The organism is Paenibacillus sp. SEL3, from assembly GCF_054602585.1.
The window spans coordinates 5,207,004-5,227,685 of the sequence record NZ_CM137725.1 but is presented as its reverse complement, the minus strand read 5'-3'; the positions used below and the strand labels follow the sequence as shown (position 1 = coordinate 5,227,685).

The window sequence follows — 20,682 nt, the reverse complement described above, 5'->3', positions numbered from 1 at the left end:
TGTTTTTTTGAATGAAATAGAAAATAGTGTATAGATTTTTAAATATATTTATGTCTATTCAGTGAACATATATATCTTTTTTAATATCAAAAAACAAAAAAATTCAAAATTAGGTAAATGAACTGTTTTCAGTTTGTACTCTTCGAATTTCAGACTATTTAAATGATATACTATGTATTGGTATAGCATAAGCCTCAAGGAGGATCTGCATGAACAGTCTGGAGCTCAAACCGCTTATTCACGTGCTTAACGAGTTGGAAACCCGCAGCTGCCTTATTGAGCAGCAGGGTAACATGATCTTGAATTACTATCGTGAACCTCAAATTGCTAACGAACTCTATAAAATAAATTCCTGCACCAAAAGCGTGATTTCTGCATTAGTTAGTATCGCTATGAACCAGCAACAGGGACCGAAACCGGAGACGCCGATCCTCGAATTCTTTCCCCAGTTGGCCACAGATAGTGATTCTCGAAAACATGATATTACGATTGAACATCTGCTGACGATGTCCGCAGGCTTTAACTGGACGGAGTTTGGCGGACAAAACTCTTTTCCTACCATGAGCAAAACGTCAGACTGGGTGCAATTTGTACTTTCACAGCCATTATCGGATGTGCCAGGCACGCGAATGGAGTACAGTTCTGGCTGTTCTCAACTTTTGGCCACCATACTACGTCATGTTTCTGGACAAACAGTTGCTGAATTTGCCGAACAGCAATTATTCCAACCGCTCGGTATCGAAAGCTACCATTGGGAAACCGATCCTCAGGGCACTCATACGGGAGGCTTCGGACTGCATCTCAGGCCAATGGACATGCTCAAATTCGGGCAGCTTTACCTGAATGAAGGAGGCTGGGAAGGACGGCAGATCATCCAAGCAGAGACGGTTCGATATTCAACCCGTCCGTTTCTCCCTGCTGCCAAACCACAAAAAGCATTTTACGGATGGCACTGGTGGACTTCTTCCTTTTCAGATGGAACAGATACAGGAAGTGAAACGGACTATTTTTACGCTCTCGGCTTTGGTGGGCAATATATTGTTGTCGTCCCGTCGTATGACATGGTTGTTGTCGTTACCGCCGATAAATTCAAAAAGAAACGGACTCCTGTGGATATTTTCCGGCAGTATATTGTACCGCTACTACTCCAGCAGAATGGATAGGAGTAGATAACCAATGCTAAAAGTTGCAACTGATTCTATCAAAAATCTGCATCAAAAAGGGCTTGCCTGTTGGATCAGGCAAGCCCTTTCTTTACATATAATCGCTACATTGTGACATACTTCATCCACTTTCTAGCGCCTTACCTAGCCCAAGTGAATCGTAAGCTCTTGCTGTCCACTGGAAGCTGGTGTAATAATTACACCCTGTTCTCCCGACTGGCTGCTGCCTTGCTCCACTTGAACAACCTCGTGGATACCGCGCAGGACGATCGACCATGGTTTAACAGCACCTTCTGCCTTCACTGTAATGACAGAATCCTTGCGGCTGGCAATAACCGTTAACTCTTCTTCACCTGACGTATTCACGATAACCGTTCGAGCCTGTTGCCCCTCACCAAGCTCAAACAAATGAAGCGCCACTTGATCAGCATAATCATAATCCGGACGACTGTCCTCATGACCGATTGCCAACAGTGTGTTCGGCTTCACGAGCACAGGCAAAGTTGTAAAATCATGATGCTCGTTGACCCAACGACCACCTGACACGCTCTCATTCGTAAGTAAATTTGTCCACTGACCTTCTGGTACATAATACTGTACATTGCCTTCTTTATTAAAGATTGGGGCTACCAAAATGGAATCCCCCAGCATGTATTGCAGATCCAGTGTTGCACAGGTTGGGTCCTGCGGGAATTCCAATACCATAGCCCGCATCATCGGCAGTCCCTTTACCGAGGATTCCACAGCAGAAGGATACAGGTATGGCATTAGCGAGCATTTGAGTTTTGTAAAGCTACGCACCACATCCACTGATTCTTCGTCAAATAGCCAAGGCACGCGATAGGATTCGTTTCCGTGCAGACGGCTATGGGAGGACAGAAGTCCAAATTGTACCCACCGTTTGTATACGTCCGGCGCAGCCGTTAACTCAAAGCCGCTAATATCATGGCTCCAGAAGCCGAAGCCGCTCAAACCAAGCGACAAACCGCCTCGTAAGGATTCCGCCATCGACTCATACGTCGACGAGCAGTCTCCTCCCCAGTGAACCGGGAACTGTTGCCCCCCGGCTGTAGCGGAACGTGCAAATAACGCGGCTTCATTTTTACCCAGCTTTTCCTCCAGCACATCAAATACAGCCTTGTTGTACAAATGCGTATAATAGTTATGCATTTTCATCGGATCAGATCCGTCATGATATACCACATGGGTAGGGATGCGCTCGCCAAAATCAGTTTTGAAGCAATCTACCCCCTGATCTACTAACACCTTCAGCTTATCCTGGTACCAGGCGACTGCAGCCGGATTCGTGAAGTCAACCAGCCCCATCCCCGCCTGCCACATATCCCATTGCCACACGCCACCATCGGCGGTTTTGACCAGATAACCATTCTCCATGCCTTCATCAAACAAAATGGATTTCTCAGCAATATACGGATTGATCCATGCACAAATTTTGAGCCCCTTTGCCTTCAATCTTTGCAGCATGCCTTCCGGGTCTGGGAACATGTCTTGATCCCACTGGAAATCGCACCATTGGTATTCCTTCATCCAGAAGCAGTCAAAATGGAATACCGAGAGTGGCAGATCTCGCTCAGCCATCCCGTCCACAAAATGATTCACTGTGGCTTCATCGTAATCTGTTGTGAACGAAGTGGTCAGCCACAAACCAAAAGTCCAGGCTGGTGGTAATGCAGGCTTACCCGTCAGCTTGGTGTAATTGTCCAGTACCTCTTTAGGGTTAGCTCCTCCAATAATAAAATACTCTAACGATTCGCCGGAGACGCTAAACTGAACCTTTGATACATTTTCCGATGCAATCTCATAGGATACCTTTTCCGGATGGTTGACGAACACACCATACCCTTTATTAGATAGATAAAATGGAATGTTTTTATAGGCCTGCTCACTGCTGGTCCCGCCATCTTCATTCCAGATATCGACCACTTGGCCATTTTTTACGAACGGAGTGAAACGCTCTCCGAGTCCGTATACGTACTCACCGATGCCCAGCTCCAGCTGTTCCCGAAAAAAAGGCTGATCCTGCGGGTCTGTAATATAGCCTGGTCCCCGATGTCCGCTACCTGTGACTCTGCGATCCTCGACATAAAAGCCTACGTCCCAGCTCTTTCCACGACCGACTCGCACACTCAGATCGCCGCTTTTCAGTACCGCTGCGTCCTCATCCACCGTAATGCCTACCTCTGTTGGCAAGGTGTGAATTTCAAAATCCGGTCCCTGATGCACCCGTCCCTTATGGTGGTTTAGACGTACCCGAATGACATTCGGCATAGGCGAGCTGTAGGTCGCTTTCAGCAACGCTCCGTTCAGTGTATCTCCTTTATGCTCGATCCGGTGGGTTGCTGCATATACCGTCATGGAAGCATCGTCCGTCACGATATCACGGATTTCAGCAGGATTTTGTATTTCATAGCCCTTGCGAACCAACCAATAGCCATCAGTAAATTTCATCTATTCCTTCCTCCGTCTCAATCTTTATATTCTTGATTCCAAATCGCTTGTTGGATTTTTTCGAAATCCTTACTATAATAATATTGATTTATGTAAGGGTTTACTTCTTTTATTTTGACGTATTATATCAATATTTTGATGTTTTCTATATAAATCAGTTTGCCGAAAGGAATCATTGAAATGCAAAGGGAAATGTTACGAGAAAACCGCATTCACGGCAATCCCATGTATCCGGTCAGCGTATATCCGAGCGTAGAGCAATTGAACGGAAATAGTATATTGGAGTCCCATTGGCATGAGGAAATGGAGTTTATCGTAGTGGAACAAGGGACCGCTGTATTTCAGACGGATATGGTCTATACGGAGGTTAGCGAAGGTGAAGCCCTTTTTGTAAACAGTGGCGAGCTTCACGCCGGTTATTTACAAAAAAGTCCTCGCTGTGTATTTTCTGCGGTGGTGTTTCACCCCGACATACTGCACAGCCGCACGCAGGATACGGTGCAGACGCAGTTTATTGACCCATTTATCAGTAAAAAGCTTGTCCCTCCCCCCCACATTCGCGGCGTGCAGCTCTGGGAGCAAGAGGTGCTGGCTGCATTGCGATACATTATCACCAGCCATGAAAAGAATGCGCCTGCCCGTGAACTGGCGACCAAGGCACAGCTCTATAGCATGATCGCCTGCCTGTACCCACACATGACTCCCGCTAACGGAGAGGATGTGATTATGGCGGGTCAGCGCAACAAAGTTGAACGGATCAAAAAAGCGTTGGCGTATATCAACAGTCATGCTCATGAGCCTATACGTTTACGGGAAATCGCAGATGAGATTGGAATGAGCGAGGGACATTTCTGCCGTTTTTTTAAGCAGATGGTTCAGAAAAGCCCGGTAGAATATATCAACTATCATCGGATTCAAAAGGCTTGCAGGTTGTTGGAGCAAAGTGATCGAAAAGTGGTTGATATTGCGCTGGATGTTGGATTTGACAATCTAAGCTACTTTATTGCGACCTTTAAAAAATGGAAAGGCCTGACCCCTTCGCAGTACCGTAAGCAGCACGAAGCAGATCAGGCGCTTGCTGTCCCTTATATAACAGACTGATATGCATAGGATAAATTATTTGTTTTTTTTGGGCTTCATAAGTACTAAAATTATTTTTCTTCCTCTTAATTTAGTAAATATGTAGCCAGCTACACCTCCTAAAACAGAGGGAATTAACCACCCTAACCCTACATTATATAATGGGAGAAAATGGGTGAAAAAATCATTAATTACATTAATTTTTATTCCAGCAGCATTTAAGCCATCAAATAAACTAATGATAAAGGTTAATATCAAACTGCCTTGATATACTTCTGACTTTCCTTTAAATACGGGATGTAAAAAAGTTAAAAATATTAGAGAAATAGCAATAGGATATATTGCCATTAATACTGGCGTTGAAACCTTAATGAGCTGTGTTAAACCTATGTTGGCTACAAGGATACTAAATATAGATAACATGAGAGCGACTCTTTTGTAAGAGACTTTTGGAAATAATCCATGAAAAAAGGAAGAGCAGGAAGTGATAAGCCCCACACTTGTCGTTAAACACGCTACTGTAATCATTAAGCCTAATAGAATAGATCCATAAGATCCAAAATAATAGGAGGAAACCTTAGCTAACACCTCAGCGCCATTTCCTAAAACACCCAGTTTTTCAACACTAGAAGCTCCCATGTATGAAAGAGACGTATAGATAAAAGCTAAGAGTATAACCGCAATTGCTATCGCTTTGCCACAAATGATCATCAGCTCTTTTTTTGTATTAACCCCTCTATCCTTAATCGCATTCACAATGATAATTCCAAAAATAAAGGCTACAAGAGCGTCCAATGTTAAATAACCCTCTTGAAAGCCTTTAAAAAAGACATTGGATGTATAACCCTCCGCAGGTTCTTGGAATTTTCCTATTGGGTGAATAATAGCTACAATCACAAGTAATCCAATGAATGTCAATTTAATGGGTGTTAGGAACTTTCCGATGACATCAATAATTTTTGTAGGATTAAGTGACAACAAACATGCAACTGCAAAAAAAAGGATAGTAAATGCAAAAAGTGCGACAGGATGATCTACATTGTCTGAAAAAAAAGGCTTTACTCCAATTTCAAATGACACACTACCGGTTCTAGGAATTGCATACAAAGGCCCGATGGCTAGATAAAGGATTGTTGTAAAGACAAGACCGAATACAGGATGTACACGACTCGCTAAAGTTTGCAAATTGCTTTTGCCCGAAAAAACAAAGGCTGTGACGGCTAGTAATGGTAAGCCGACACCGGTAACCAAGAAACCCGCATTGGCTATCCATACATTCTTTCCGGCCATTTGCCCAAGCATAGGTGGAAAGATTAGATTCCCTGCACCAAAAAATAAGGCAAATAGCATTGATCCTATAATGATAATAAAGGACGTAGAAACACTTTTAGACATAATAAATCCTCCAACCACGAACTCACAACATTTTGTTTTTATTCGTTTTCTTTTAATTTTGTATACTATATGTTAATAGGAACGTAGCCAATTGTTGCATTCAAAGAACGGCATCTGATTGCCTAGAGTATGTTACTCTATATACGATCATCGTTTCAAGTAACTTTGTACTTGCAAAAATGAATCATTTCATCCCCTTGCTTTTGCAATTATGAGGCTACCCTATATTTCTCCTCCTACTTAGTGAGCTTAATGAACTATAAGAGAATTTTACACGTAGGACTTATTTCTTACAAGACATAGATGTAGTTACACACACCCGGTAGGTCTCGTAAAAGTTTTAAATTACTACATAATCTGCGGTTTAATCGAATCATCAACTGATTGTAATAAGCACAGGAAATCTTGGGAAAATGCCCTATGGAAGCAAGCGAATAATCCTTACAATTAATAGTACAACAATGCATATTAACGTTGAATACAATTTGAGCGGCTACAATTGAAGGGGTGCTTAACATGACGAATTTGGCAAAACGCAACTATTGGTCTCTGAGTATTTTTAACTTCGCTTATCTATTTACATGGTCTGCCGCCATGTCTTTTTTTGTCATTTGGCTGGGACAAAGCCTGGAAATTTCAGAAACCTACACGGGATTTTTATACGCGGCTAATTCAATCGTCGCCTTGATCATGCAGCCTTTGTTCGGTTACTTATCTGACAAGCTGGGCTTGAGAAAACACCTGCTGTACATACTCTTTACAATCCTTTTGCTCGTCGGGCCCTTTTTTATCTATGTATACGGTCCATTGCTTCAAACGCAGTTCGTCATTGGTGCCATTGTTGGTGCGCTATTTATCGGCCTGGTATTTAATGCAGGTAACGGTGTCGTCGATTCGTATATGGACAAAGTTTCGCGTAAATATGGCTTTGAATACGGACGGGTTCGTATGTGGGGTTCACTCGGGTGGGCGGCGGCTACTTTTGTTGCGGGACGGGTCATCAATATCAATGTAAATCTGACCTTCTGGATTGCCTCCGTATCTGCCGTTGTTGCCATGATCTGCATCTTCCTGACCAAAGTCGAAATTTCTGGACAGGAGCAGCAGAAAACAGAATCGTTGAAGCTCATTGATGTGCTGCATCTCGTACGTACCACAAAGTTCTGGTTTCTTATGCTATTCATGGTTGGTGTGACCCAAATTTATGAGGTATATGACCAACAGTTTGCCACATACTTCGTATCGCAGTTCAGTTCCAAAGCGGAAGGAAATCAATTCCTTGGCGATTTGAGCGCTGTGCAGGTTTTTCTGGAATTTGTGTTCCTTTTCGTTACCCCTTGGTTTGTGAACAAAACGACCGCCAAATGGGCATTAATTATTGCCGGGTCGATTATGTCTTTGCGTATTATCGGCTCTTCGCTGCCATTCGGTTCTATATGGGTGGCTGCGATGAAGATGATTCACTCCCTGGAGAAACCACTTATTCTGGTAGCCATCTTCAAGTACATTACCGTTAACTTTGACCAGCGCTTGTCCTCCACCATGTACCTGCTGTATTTGTTTATGGGCTCCCTGGTGGTTTCCATTTTCTCACCCATTGTCGGGCATATGTATGAAGTATTAAATTTCCCGATTACTTATGTAATTCTGGGTTCCATTGCAGGTCTATTCACCATCCTATCCTGTTTTACACTGACAGCAGACAAGAAGAATGGAGAGCGGTATCTGGAAGAACGCCGTAAACAGGATCTGAAAAGAGCAACCAAAAAAGCTGAAGCAGTTCATTCGTAATCTAATGGTTTAAGCTTAACAAAACAGCGGCAGTCTAGGACTTTTTTCTCATCCAAGGCTGCCGCTCTTAACTCCAGTTGATTTGAAGCTTATTTTAAATCTTGAATACCGACACCGTCTGATTCATCTCTTCCGCCCTCTTGGCAAGCATGTTAGCACCCGCAGACACTTCCTGCATGGATGCAGTAGTTTCCTCGACTACGCTTGCGACTGTTTGAGTAGAATCTGCTGCACGTTCGGAGATTTCAGCAATTTTCTTCATCGATTCCACCATAGAAACGGTCCCTTCATTTACGGATCTTGCTTCTACAGCCGCAGTGTCCACCTCACCGCTCACTTCTTCAACGGCACCTACAATCTCAGAAAAAACGTTACCTACGCCTTCGACAAGCATCATGCCTTCATTCAGAGATTGAACACCTTCATTCATTGAAATCACAACTTCATCTGTTCTTAAGGCAATTTCGTTAACCAGAGAAGAGATCTTGCCTGTTGCTTCACTTGCTTGTGCCGACAGATTGCGTACTTCAAAAGCAACAACCGCAAACCCTTTTCCCTGCTCTCCCGCCCTCGCAGCTTCTATACTCGCATTTAGTGAAAGCAAATTGGTTCGAGCTGCTATATCACGGATCATAGCTGTGATCTGTCTGATCTCCGCAGACTTTTCTCCTAGAATATTTACTACTTCAGCGGATTGAGTTACCTTGGTATGCACATCTCTTATTTGAGAAACAGTCGAAGACATTTGGGTTTTTCCGTTGTTTGCTTTTTCTTGTGCTTGGGTTGTGAGATTTGCCACATTCACAAAGCGATTGGTTATGTTCTCTACACTTTTAGAAACGTCTACCGTGTAATTCAGCGTTTCAGCTATGTCTACAAGCTGTGTCTGAGATCCCTCCGCAACCTGAGTGGCACTTATAGCTATCTGCTCGGTAGCAATGCTTGTCTGTTCCGCACTAGCCGTTAACTGTTCAGCCGTAGAGGCAACCAGTAAGGAATTATCCACAACTTCCTTTAAAAGATTGCGAAGTGAATCGCACATTTCATTAAAATCGGATGCCAGCTCCCCGACCTCATCTTTGGATCGGATACTAAGGGGTTCCACTTGCAGGTCCCCTCTCGTTACCAGCTTTATCTGTTCCGCTATCTTTAATATGGGCTTAGTGAACGATTGAGCCAGTAAAAAAGAACCGATAATTCCAAGGATCGTACATATGATAGTCAGAGAAATCATCAAAAGTCTACCTGAATGGTAAGATTGACTCGATTGATTAGCGGCATCAGTAGCGTACTGCTCATTAAGCAGCTTCAGTTTATTCACATCATCCAAGGCTGCCTTATAAATAGAAGAATTCCCATGGATGATCATGTAGGCCATCACCTTGTCGTTTTCTTCCATGGCCGCGGAAACCACCTTTAGATGGCGGAGATACATTGCCCACTGACCATAAAAGTCGGTGAATAGTTCTTTTTCCTCTGCCGTGGAGGCTAAACTTTGATATTTATTTACACTCTTATCCATTGACGCTGTAGCTTTGGTTAGTTCTTCTTGATAAGTGCTGCGGACGGCTGCATCCTCTTCGAGTATCATTCGAACGGTGAGCCTATCGATTTCTGTAATCTGCTTATCCATACCTTGAAGAAGAATGACTGCAGGTAAAGACCTGTTATTTACCTTATCAGAAGCCTCCCCCATTTCCGACATCTTAATGACGCCTATAACACTTGAAAGGGACAGCACGATCACCAGTATGAGCGCTGCACTAATTATCTTTTTCTTTAACGTTAATTTAAACACCCTTATCTTCCTCCCGTGACTGGTCTCGTATCATCACTGCTGAGCTTTCCAATATATACGTATTTGGCGCAACAGCTCTGCCTTATCTATCTTTCCACTGATGTAGCTTTGGATAGATGCTCCTGTGATGCCCCCATGATCAGGTGGAAGGGTTGCCATGAACGGCAGCGTCTTTCCGCTCGACATATATGACTTGATCGATTTACTCAAAGGATCTGAAGGCACCATGTCAATATTCTTGAACGCCGGTATAACATTGGCCTTGTTAACCAAAAGTTCTTGTCCGGATTTTTCATATACCAGCCAGTTCAAAAACTTCTTTGCTTCCTCTTGCTGCTGAGGTGTGGTAGTTGTGGAGTCGATGAATATATACTTTGTCACACCGACAGTGATCTTAGCATTGTTAGGATCATCCGTATTATCGTTTAGCGGAAGAGGCAAGAAACCGTATTCCTCATTTGCCGTATCATTGCTCTTTATTCCATTCCAAGCCCAGTTGCCCATAAACCAAAGCCCTACCTTGCCCTCTCCCAAAGCTTTGGCTCCATCTTCATACGTACTGTCCAAAGGCAAGCGCTTATTAATGTTGTTATCCTTGAGCAGATCTAAAGTTTGTACCCATCCAGACATTACATTGTTCTGGGACATATCAATGGAGTTATTCTGCATACCTTTAACAAACTCCGGAAAGCCCCCAGGTTGAACAGAATAAGACAGAGCTAAAAGATGAGAGCCGAGAGACCAGTCCATTGGTGAAAGCATGTCCGGTGCTACTCCCGACTTCTGAATTTTAGCCATTAATGAATTCAGGCTACTTCTACTTTTTACCGAGGAAACATCAAAAGCCCCCCCTGTTGCTTTGTCCAGTACTTTCTTATTGTAAATTAATCCGTAGCCTTCTACTGCAAATGGAAACCCCAGCACAGCATCATTTTTCTTGACGGTGTCAAGTCCATTTTCTATCGTATCGGCTACCCACTTCTCTTTACTTAAATCAATAGCTTTATCCAAGAATGTCTGCGTGTCGCCTGGATCAAGCATCGACATGGTAGCTGGACTTCCTGAGCCATACATCGACATCAGCTTTTGATATGCAGACGTCCCCTCAGGAGCGGTTATAATCTCTAAAGATACTTCAGGGTGCTCTTGATTGTATTGTTTTGCTACTTCCTCTAACTGGGTTTTTATTTCAGATTTAGAATTCAAAAGTGTAATCTTGGTCGTCTGCTGTGATAATGGTGAAGCTGAACAACCTATAAACATAATTAAACATGCTAGAGAAATCGCAACTTTTAGCTGTTTTCTCATTAACTTCCCCCCCTAAGGATTTGCTTTCATAAAATTTATGAACAATATTCAATGTTATCGACATAATCCTTCGCGAAGGTTAGAAGTTTTTCGTTGGTAAATATCGGAAGTTAAATAATAGTACAAACAGGTTGTTACGTTAAGTTAACAGACAAGATAGCACAACAAATTTTATCCAATCGCGTCTTAATATGGGGAAAAGTTACTTCACAACAAATTTAATCAAAAAAGGGGCAATCATTTATGAACAAAGCATTCTGCTGGGTTTTTCTTGCAATCTTTTTATTTATTTCATCATCCACTACTTATGCAGCAGAAAATCAAATCAAAGTTGACGGTGTGACTGCTACATCCGATGTGAAGCCCGAAATGAAGAACAACCGTTTAATGGTACCTCTACGTGTTGTTAGTGAAAGTTTGGGGGCTAGCGTCGAATGGTCCAATTCCGAGGTTATTCTCGCTAAAAGCGATATGAAAGTGAAATTAGCAATAAATAGAAGTACAGCGGAGAAAAACGGCGAAAAGATACTGCTTGATGTAAAACCATACACGAAAAACAATCGCATATATGTTCCACTTCGTTTTATTGCAGAGACGTTTGGCTGCAATGTCAATTACAGCAACCTTGCAGTGATTGTTGATACTAAACCACTGTTCATAAACGGTGTACAAGTAAAAGCATTGCAACAGGAATACCGTATGACTTTGGGCGGCGTAGTTCAGCAAATTCATGGCAATGCATATAATGAAACCATTTATAATATTTTCACAAAAGGCAAAGGTGAAAAGGTCGAAGCACCTGAAAACTATTCTTGGAGCTTAACTCTTGACACACCTGGATCTTATTATAAAGATGCACAATACGATTTCTTAGGCCAAAAAGGGAAAAGCTTAGCTCGTTTTGATATGTATTCTTTAATTCACACTTATCCACCTGAACTTTTAACAGGCTACCCAGAGACATTGATTCATGACGTATCGAATGATGAGTGGTATTTGTTTAACGATACCGCAAGAAAATCCATTTATCAGTTAATGGAGACCGCTGGGAAGAACGGTTTTCTGAAGGTTATAAGTAATACCGTTGTATAATGCGATTCTTTCTTGTTACACTTTTTCGTCTCCAAAAGATAAAAGGCGAATTCCCAGCTGAACATAAGCAGCACAGGAATTCGCCTTTATTAACCGATATAAGATGAACTCTTCATTTTACATAGAAAGCGGAATGAAGGTTATTTTTCCATCTGTAACATTTCTGACTCATAGGACTGAAATGCATTTTCCATACCCATCACTACATCTTTAATCTTCATGTATCCTTTGGTATACGGTTCCGAATCGCGAATTTCTTCCCACATATAGTGATATTGCTTCATATCCTCTGTTTCGCATACGACGAAATCGGTGTAGTCCTTTCCAGGCAATGCTTCTGCATCAAAAAACCGAACCTGAACCTGTTCGTTATACTTTTGAATGGTAGCCTGCAAGGTCCCCGCATGTTTTCGACGTTCCTCCCGAGGAAGAGCCAACCAGGAAGGGTAGAATTCCAATAATACAATCATCATATAACGCATATGCCTATCTCCTTTTTTTGGTGAAGCTTGAATGATGTATCGTTATTGTACGCTGCTTGTCTACAAATTCGCATTAACATAGGTTAATGCGGATCACTACGCAGCAAACGACTAAGTGACACAGGGGAGACGCCTATGTAAGAAGCTATATGATATTGGGCAACTCGCTTGTCCAATCCGGGGTATTTGAGGAAAAAAGCGTGATAACGTTCCTTAGCGGAGAGGTACAATAATTCGCGTTCCCGCTCCTCTTTTCGAATGTAAAGTCTCTCTACACTCTTGCGCACGAATCTTTCCCACATATGGCTTGTATCCATAAGCTCCTTCAATACGTGATATGGAATTTCAATGACAACCGAATCTTCCATTGCCTCAATCGAAAAAGTGGAGGCTTCTTCTTGGATCATAGCCCCATAAGAGGTTACGTAATCATCTTCTGGCGAAAAACCAACATTATATTCTCTGCCATCTGCTAATGTATAAAATAAACGGAATAATCCCTCTGAACAAAAATAGGCATGTTTCACAGGCTCACCCGTTTCAATGAGAACCGTTCCCTGCTGAACATGCTTCACACGGGTTTGCTCTACAAACCGGTTCCAATCCTGCTCTATAATCGAGGCATGATGAGCCATTTTTTCTAGTGAACGATAATAGGGATGCATCTGCCCACCTCTTCTTGACTTTTATAAAGGAATCGAAGATAACTTTTATGGCTTCGTATATGAAAAACAGGGGTTATCCCTTAGGTCTGGACAGACCTGCAGGACAACCCCCAGCGACGTGTTCTATCAGACTTCCGCAGCATCCTCTTCCACGAAAAGAGATACCTTGCGGATGCCATCCGCTCCGATGACGACAAGCCCCTGATCCGACAGACGGATTTCAGGGATAACGACCAGTGCGAGCAGTGACAGTGTCATCAGCGCGTTGTTCAGCATGCAGCCGGCTTGCTGAAGCGCGCGGCTGATACTTTCGGACTGCGCTGCCACCTCTGCAAACGGAGCTGGGGACATCAGCCCGGCAATAGGCAGCGGGAAGCGTGTCTCACCCGAGGCGGATACAACCACCACGCCACCACGCAGACCAACAGCCTGCTTCGCCGCCTGGGTCATGAGCTCGTCATCATTACCAATGACGAGCAGGTTGTGACTATCATGCGCGACGGTCATGGCAATCGCAGCCGGCTCGGTGAAGCCGACACCTGTCACAAGTGCGACCGCGTGACTGCCACTGGCATGATGGCGCTCGAAAACGGCGATTTTGCACAAATCCTGCGCAGGATCTGATGCAACTTCACCATCACGCACCGGAACGGTCATCCGCACTTCCTTCGTGTCCACATGATTTTCCGTAACACGAATCACCCGTACGGGTACGTTCCCCTCCTGTACTGGAGCCGCAATGCGGAAATCTGCTGCACTCAGCTCTCGTCCCAGATGGACCGTGTCCATTACTTCCGCAGGATAAACGAATCCGTCCCAATCGGCGACCATTTGACCGTGCTCGGCCACCAGCTGGCCCGCTGCGATGGTAGCCGTCACATTCACTTCGGCCAATCGGCCATCAAGCAAAATAATGTCGGCAATCGCACCCGGAATGATCGAGCCGATGTCCCGTGCCACGCCGAAGCGCTCTGCCGTATTCAGCGTAGCCATCTGAAACGCGGTTACGGGCTTGACGCCCTGTGCAATGGCATGACGCACAACGAAGTCCATCTGCCCTTCATGGAGCAAGGATTCTGCGCTGCGGTCATCCGTTACCAGCATCATGCGGCGCGTGTCGAGACCCATTTCCGTGCTGGCGCGGATCGTCTCGGCCACATCATGCCATGCGGAACCTTGCCGCATCTTGGCATACATGCCGAGCCGGATACGCTCGGCTACATCCTCGGGCGTGACACACTCGTGGTCGCCCGAAATTCCCGCGGCTGCATAGACCGGCAGTCGCCAATCATCGGAGGCCCATGTAAAATGGCCATCCGCCACCTTGCCCGCGCGCAGCGTGGCCTGAATTTCCCCGATCATCACATCGTCTCCATAGACGACACCAGGGAAATTCATGACTTCGCCCAGCCCGATCATATCCGGGCCCCAGCTTAACGCTTCTGCGACTTCTGCCGGGCCGAAGGAGGCCCCCGTCGTTTCCAGCTCCGGACCTGTGGACGGCACGCAAGAAGCCACCTGCATGTAAGCTGCCAGCGGTGTCGTGCGGGCTTCGTCCAACATCAGACGAAGCCCTTTTAGACCCAGTACATTAGAAATTTCATGCGGGTCAAAAAAACCACCCGTCACTCCCAGCGGCAGTACAGCCTTAGCAAACTCAGTTACCGTTAGCTGCGTGCTTTCGATATGACAATGTCCGTCCAGTAACCCCGGTGCCATATAGCGGCCTTCCGCTTCAATGATTATGGTGTCTTCTCCAATCGTATGACTGACGTCCCTACCGACGTAAGCGATACGAGAACCTTGCACAGCAATAGACATGCCCGGCAGCAACTCGCCCGATACCACATTGACCAGTGTTCCTCCGCGGATCACCAGTGATGCCTTGCGCTCCCCTCTAGCTGTAGCTACTAACTCGGGTACACACTCCGCCAGTGGCGGGCGTTGAAATACACTCTTCATGTCCATTACGTTTGTAACCTCCGTTTATGCTTCTTACCTGTTTTGCTTATTTGCTTATGTTACTGGAATACGCTCCATAATGCCAGCCAACTCTATATCTATTCAAACATCGCAAAGGTTCCTGTGGCATTTGTCCCCAGCTGATTGCCAATATCCTCTCTACAGAACACGATCACTTTCTTCCACATTGCGGGTATACGTATCCGAATCCCGTAAACTCACGAATGGTGTAATCTCCCCTATGCTATAAATATGCAGCAAATGCATCGCTCGCGTACAGGCGGTGTAGAACAGCTTGCGCTCACTCTCACGCTGGTATTGTTTCGCTGATCCGTCATAAATCAGGACCGCATCGAATTCCACGCCTTTTGCCAAGTAGGCTGGAATGATATGAATCCCCTTTTCAAAAGCGGGGGTTGTTTTCTTAATTAATTTTGGCTTCACTGACAGCTGCCCTTCCAGCGCTTCGTAGGCTGCCGCGCTTTCGTCAGCATTTTTACAGATCACCGCGATGGACTCATAGCCTTCTGCCAACAATTCAGTGACATTCCCAGCTATCCGTTGATGCAACTTTTCACGTGAACGCACCTCGGTTACCAGAGGCTTCTCACCCTTACGGTTAAACGGTACAATGTGCTCTCCCCCAGCGACCATCCCCCGGGTAAATTCCACAATCTCCTGTGTCGAGCGATAGCTGCGTGTCAGGGAAATCATCTCGGTCTGATCTGCACCATACAAGTCATACAATGGCTCTGCATCCTGAAGCACCGAGGCATGGGCATAGATGGCCTGATTAAAATCACCCAGTGCCGTCATTTTAGCCTGTGGAAACAAACGCTTGAAGAACGCCAGTTGGAATGGGGAATAGTCCTGTGCCTCATCAATAAACACGTGACGGATGTTACTATTGGAACGGAAGCCCAGCATCAGCTCACGCAAATATAAAAAGGGGGTTACATCCTCATACGCTAACTCCCCAGCCTGAATTCGTTGCAGGGTTTGCCGACTAATTTCACCCCAGCTGACGGGCAGCTCTGCATGATTCGCCAGTTGGCTCAACAATGCCTCATTCATAAACAGCTCGCTGTAGAGCCGGGTCGTATCTACGAAGCGAAGCGCCTTAATCCATTTGCGCAGAGGCTTTAAGCGGTCACTGACCACCATACGCGCCAATATTTCTCTTTCACGTGCAAAATCGTCGAAAGTATCGCCCTTATTCTTGGATTTACGGCGCATACGGTTATAGGCACGCTGATAATCCTCCGGCTCCATCAGATCCATCTGTTGATCCACCCATGGGGCGGAGCATTCTTCCTTACCAAAGCGGGCCAGCTCTTTAAGCATCCAATCCCGCAGCAGTTCCAATCGATTCGCCAGTCGCACCGTAGAGTCGAATTCATAAAACTTGCGTGCCATCTGCTCTACTGAAACCACCTCACGTCCCTGAAAGCGGATGGGTTTAAAACGCATGCCCTCCTGCTCCAAATACGCCTTGTAGCCTGTAATCACATGTAAGAACGTCTTAGACGATTTAAAACGGATACCTTCCATCCTGGCTTCATACCCAGGCAGTAACGACGCTGAAAGCACATATTCCAGCTGTTCAAAGGGATCTTCTAACTGAAACTCCCGGCCCAAACGCCGCTCCAAATATTCCTGAAACGTGGCCTGAAGCATATTTTCCTCACCCAATTCAGGCAATACCGTCGAAACATAACTGTTAAACATCGGGTTTGGCGAAAATAACACGACCTGATCCGCTCGCAAGCGATCCCGATACTTATACAGCAAATACGCTACTCTCTGAAGCGCTGCAGAGGTTTTGCCACTTCCTGCCGCCCCCTGAACAATGAGCATCCGGCTTCGATCATCACGGATAATGCGATTCTGCTCCTTTTGAATGGTAGCGACAATACTTTTCATTTGAGCATCCGAGCTGCGACTCAATACGGCTTGAAGAAGTTCGTCTCCAATCGTCACCCCTGTATCGAACATAAAACGGATCTGTCCATCACGGATCGAGAATTGACGCTTAAGCGTGAGCTCTCCTTCCATCTCCCCTGCCGGAGTTTTATAAGAAGCGGGACCCGGCATGTTATCGTAATAAAGATTGGAAATAGGCGCACGCCAGTCATAGATCAGAAATTCCTCATCTTGATTATCAAGCAGGGAGGCAATCCCCAGATAAACACGTTCCGCAGTCTGCCCTTCCTCAGCAAAATCAATGCGTGCAAAATACGGTGAATCAAGCAACTTTTTCAAACGACCTAACGCCTCTGTGGAATGCTTGTGTCTTCGTTCCCGCTCAGACAAAATCTCAGACTGCTGACGCAAACTGGTGGACGTCTCGCCCACATCATCCGCCTCACTGAAATTGATCGTTACCTCATCCCAGAAGTCTTTACGCATATCGACGACATCTCCGCGCACAGAACCAACCTCTGTCTCTAGCTTCCGAATACGCCCGCTAATTACTGCGGTCACATCTTCTACTCTTCGTTGTTCTTCATTCCATTGCTGTTCAGTAGTCACTGGCATCGCTCCTGTTCCGTTTCCTCCTGCTCCACGCAGGGCTCCCTTGCGTACAAACTATGCTCTATTATGGACCCGGACATACCCGCGGCATCCCCCTGATCCGGGAAAATTGACTAATCCTTTGAAGCATGCTATAATGTAAAAAGAAGTGTAACTCACAATTTATGCATATGGTTTTACCATAAAACAGAGCATTCTCTATTGTAGCAAGTTCAGTCCCTGTTCGCAACCAGCGGGCTTTTTTTGTGCGTTCTGGCAACCTTCTATTAACCTGTTCTGACATACTTGAATTCATTACATAAAAAAGCGACCGTTTCATCTGATTGATGAATGCGGTCGCTTTTCTTTTTGGAAATTCGCCTATCTGCTCTCTTCCACAGGATGAATATGATCGGCCAATCTGCTCAACCTCTCCAGCTGGTGACCATAGTCGTACATCGCCGCAGCCACAATAGAAAGCCGCAGCATTCCTTCCTGACAATGGTCAAAACGTGTAATCGCATGCTTCATAAATTCGCCGTTCGCCTGCTGGAACAATTCACTTTCGTCCTCGTTCGGTTTTAGCTTATTTTCGAATTTCAGTAGAGCGTGCTCGTGAAAACGAATCAGCAACTCCAGATGACTGTCAAAAAAAGCATCCGTTCCCTTTGGCCGTAAAGACTGGAAGTAGTGCCTTTCCACCGCATCTAGTACCTCATATCCTTTGTGTAAACTTCCGAGCATTTGTTTGTATACTACCATTTGTCTCGTTTGACTAAACTTGGAGCGCTTGAGCTTCTTCTGCTCTTCCTCGAACAAATGATATTTGTCCGAAAGGGATTTAATAGCTCCCTCCAGATTTCCTTTTTCCTCTTTAAAGACAGACTCCTTAATCTCATCGGAAATGGCAGTGCGCAGCAACAAGGACATACTGTTAAATACATTTTGAATCTGATTGATAAACTGCCTTTTCGGTTTCGGGGGAAAAACGCTAACATTGATGACAAAAGCAGACACAATTCCAATCAAAGTGAGCGCAAATCGAGTCACCGCAAATTTCCAGTCCCCTGAGGCTTCCATTACAGAAACAACGGTCACGAGTGTCAATCCAACCGTATCAGCCATATTTATTTTCAGACATATCATAAGTACCAATACACATACGAGTCCGACTGCAATCGGCTCATTCGAAAATACCATTCCGCCCAGCAATGCCATGATTGCACCTAGTGTGCTTGTTTGGAGTTGATCCAAGAAATAACGCCACGACCTATATATCGACGGTTGCATGGCAAAAATAGCGGCTATCGCTGCCCCCACAGGCGAATGGGTGTTCAAAAGCGTGCTCAGAAAAAGGGCGAGCGTCACTGCAATTCCCGTTTTCAACACCCGTGCTCCAAAAGCCAAAGCCATCCCTCCTGCTTACCTTTCAAATTTATTCATACCGAATTACTATAATGAAAATTCAATGTAAAGTCCATGCTTTATTATTACCCAAAACAAGCGAAGATCAGGAATATTTATGAAATGTACAGTTCCTGATAGAATACATATCAACAGTATTAACTTATTTGCAACACGTCACAGGAGGAACTCATCGTGTCATGGACTAGCAAAATGTTAGAAGAGCCCCGAAAGTGGCCGCGTAATATCCGATTGTTTTTTATGGCCAATCTGTTGTACCAGATGGGCACGGGAATGTTTTCTGTACTGTATAACCTGTATATCCAAGGGCTTGGCTTTGATGATGATATGAACGGCCGGGTGGTCAGCATGCAGGCGCTGGCGACGGCGTTGCTGTTCATTCCGGTCGGATTTTTGGGGGATCGGACGAGCCGCAAAAATATGCTGGTCATCGGTGCATTATTCAGCGGCCTGGCCTTTCTCGCCCGTACCTTTACAGATACCAGCGGAAGCATGTTGGTATTTGCCGTAATCTCAGGTATATTCGCCGCCTTTATTCAGGTACTAGCTGTGCCCTTTTTAGCAGAAAGCATAAGCAAAGCCCAACGCTTAAAAATATTCAGCTATTACTCGGCTCTTGTATTGGCAGCTCAGGTCCTGGGCAGCTTCGGGGGTGGCGTACTTGCAGATGGGCTGCAGACGTGGGGAATCACACCGCTATCCAGTCTGCGGGTTGCTCTGTTCCTTGGAGGAATGGCAACATTGACTGCTTTTATTCCTCTATTGTTTATCACAAAAACTACGGCAACCGTAGAAGCACCAGCTCCTGCCGAATCTTCATCTCAAACAGAACAAGTACAGACGCCGTACATTACATCCGATATCCCTGCCTCGGAGACACCTACTGCTTCTTCTGATCGCCGGATTATTGGACAATTTGTTCTGGCCCAGTTTTTTCTTGGACTGGGTTCAGGTCTGGTCATCCCGTATCTTAATTTGTATTTTACGAACCGCTTCTCCGTATCGCTCAGCGCAATGAGTTTACTGATTGCACTCGGCCAGCTCATGACCATCCTCTCCATGTTGATCGGACCTACCCTCGGCAGCCGAATTGGTCTAGTCAGAGCTGTAGTTGGCTTCCAACTGCTTTCGCTACCGTTCCTTCTCATTACAGGCTTTACAAACGTACTATGGATCGCTTCGATCAGCTTTCTATTCAGGCAAGCGCTCATGAATGCAGCTAATCCGCTGCAAACCGCCATTCTCGTCGAACGTGTGTCAGATAAAAATCGTGGCATTGCCAACTCCATTCTCCAGACGACCTGGATGCTAGGCACCGCAGGTATGGGATCTGTACAAGCCTATCTGGTTACAACTTATGGCAACTACTGGGGCTATGCCATCACATTTAGCATGACAGGTGTTTTCTATATTTTGTCCTCCCTCGTCTATTACAGGATGTTTCGAGAAAAGCGTCCGTCCGCGAGCCAGCTTTTACAAAACCCGGCAGGCCCGTAAACAAAATCATGACACAATAAAAGCCGGAGCCTCCAAGCGGA

General features: G+C 45.2%; 14 protein-coding genes. 5 read left to right on the top strand and 9 right to left on the bottom strand.

The features are described from left to right. Positions 1-209: 209 nt before the first annotated feature. A complete protein-coding gene (locus ACYCS5_RS24155) occupies positions 210-1,163 on the top strand; it encodes a serine hydrolase domain-containing protein (protein ID WP_069011370.1) in 954 nt (317 codons plus the stop codon). Positions 1,164-1,307: 144 nt separating this feature from the next. Here ACYCS5_RS24155 and yicI read toward each other — a convergent pair whose 3' ends face one another. Next, complete coding sequence (gene yicI, locus ACYCS5_RS24150; RefSeq protein ID WP_340931932.1) at positions 1,308-3,632, bottom strand: alpha-xylosidase; 2,325 nt, start codon at positions 3,630-3,632, stop codon at positions 1,308-1,310. Positions 3,633-3,812: 180 nt separating this feature from the next. Between yicI and ACYCS5_RS24145 the strand changes: the two genes are divergently transcribed. Further along, complete coding sequence (locus tag ACYCS5_RS24145) at positions 3,813-4,733, top strand: AraC family transcriptional regulator (protein WP_029516781.1); 921 nt, start codon at positions 3,813-3,815, stop codon at positions 4,731-4,733. A gap of 15 nt (positions 4,734-4,748) precedes the next feature. On the opposite strand, the gene brnQ is transcribed toward ACYCS5_RS24145, so the two are convergent. Further along, positions 4,749-6,107 carry a branched-chain amino acid transport system II carrier protein gene (gene brnQ / locus ACYCS5_RS24140; protein ID WP_459760234.1) on the bottom strand — a complete coding sequence of 453 codons (1,359 nt, stop codon included), beginning with the start codon at positions 6,105-6,107 and terminating at the stop codon, positions 4,749-4,751. 516 nt (positions 6,108-6,623) lie between these two features. Between brnQ and ACYCS5_RS24135 the strand changes: the two genes are divergently transcribed. Beyond that, positions 6,624-7,898 (top strand): oligosaccharide MFS transporter, encoded by a 1,275-nt coding sequence (locus tag ACYCS5_RS24135; protein WP_029516779.1) that lies wholly within the window; start codon positions 6,624-6,626, stop codon positions 7,896-7,898. Positions 7,899-7,992: 94 nt separating this feature from the next. Here ACYCS5_RS24135 and ACYCS5_RS24130 read toward each other — a convergent pair whose 3' ends face one another. Beyond that, positions 7,993-9,696 carry a methyl-accepting chemotaxis protein gene (locus tag ACYCS5_RS24130; protein ID WP_029516778.1) on the bottom strand — a complete coding sequence of 568 codons (1,704 nt, stop codon included), beginning with the start codon at positions 9,694-9,696 and terminating at the stop codon, positions 7,993-7,995. Positions 9,697-9,729: 33 nt separating this feature from the next. Next, on the bottom strand, positions 9,730-11,004 hold the full coding sequence (locus ACYCS5_RS24125) for an ABC transporter substrate-binding protein (RefSeq protein WP_459760233.1): 1,275 nt from the start codon (positions 11,002-11,004) through the stop codon (positions 9,730-9,732). Between the two features lie 243 nt (positions 11,005-11,247). Between ACYCS5_RS24125 and ACYCS5_RS24120 the strand changes: the two genes are divergently transcribed. Continuing rightward, positions 11,248-12,096: a copper amine oxidase N-terminal domain-containing protein gene (locus ACYCS5_RS24120; RefSeq protein WP_341071961.1), complete on the top strand. Its 849-nt coding sequence runs from the start codon at positions 11,248-11,250 to the stop codon at positions 12,094-12,096. Between the two features lie 140 nt (positions 12,097-12,236). Here the strand turns inward: ACYCS5_RS24120 and ACYCS5_RS24115 are convergent, their stop codons facing one another. The 5 genes from ACYCS5_RS24115 to ACYCS5_RS24095 form a co-directional block, all read right to left on the bottom strand. After that, a complete protein-coding gene (locus tag ACYCS5_RS24115) occupies positions 12,237-12,578 on the bottom strand; it encodes a darcynin family protein (RefSeq protein WP_029516775.1) in 342 nt (113 codons plus the stop codon). A gap of 83 nt (positions 12,579-12,661) precedes the next feature. Continuing rightward, positions 12,662-13,243 (bottom strand): Crp/Fnr family transcriptional regulator, encoded by a 582-nt coding sequence (locus ACYCS5_RS24110; protein ID WP_459760232.1) that lies wholly within the window; start codon positions 13,241-13,243, stop codon positions 12,662-12,664. A 126-nt stretch (positions 13,244-13,369) separates the two neighbouring features. Next, positions 13,370-15,211, bottom strand: coding sequence for an adenine deaminase (locus tag ACYCS5_RS24105; protein WP_165147704.1), 1,842 nt, complete (start codon positions 15,209-15,211; stop codon positions 13,370-13,372). A gap of 153 nt (positions 15,212-15,364) precedes the next feature. Next, entirely contained in the window at positions 15,365-17,743 is a 2,379-nt protein-coding gene (gene helD, locus ACYCS5_RS24100) for an RNA polymerase recycling motor HelD (protein ID WP_459760231.1), read from the bottom strand. 357 nt (positions 17,744-18,100) lie between these two features. Continuing rightward, positions 18,101-19,132: an FUSC family protein gene (locus ACYCS5_RS24095; RefSeq protein WP_175405266.1), complete on the bottom strand. Its 1,032-nt coding sequence runs from the start codon at positions 19,130-19,132 to the stop codon at positions 18,101-18,103. A gap of 186 nt (positions 19,133-19,318) precedes the next feature. Between ACYCS5_RS24095 and ACYCS5_RS24090 the strand changes: the two genes are divergently transcribed. Continuing rightward, positions 19,319-20,641 carry an MFS transporter gene (locus ACYCS5_RS24090; protein WP_459760230.1) on the top strand — a complete coding sequence of 441 codons (1,323 nt, stop codon included), beginning with the start codon at positions 19,319-19,321 and terminating at the stop codon, positions 20,639-20,641. The last annotated feature ends 41 nt before the right edge of the window (positions 20,642-20,682 follow it).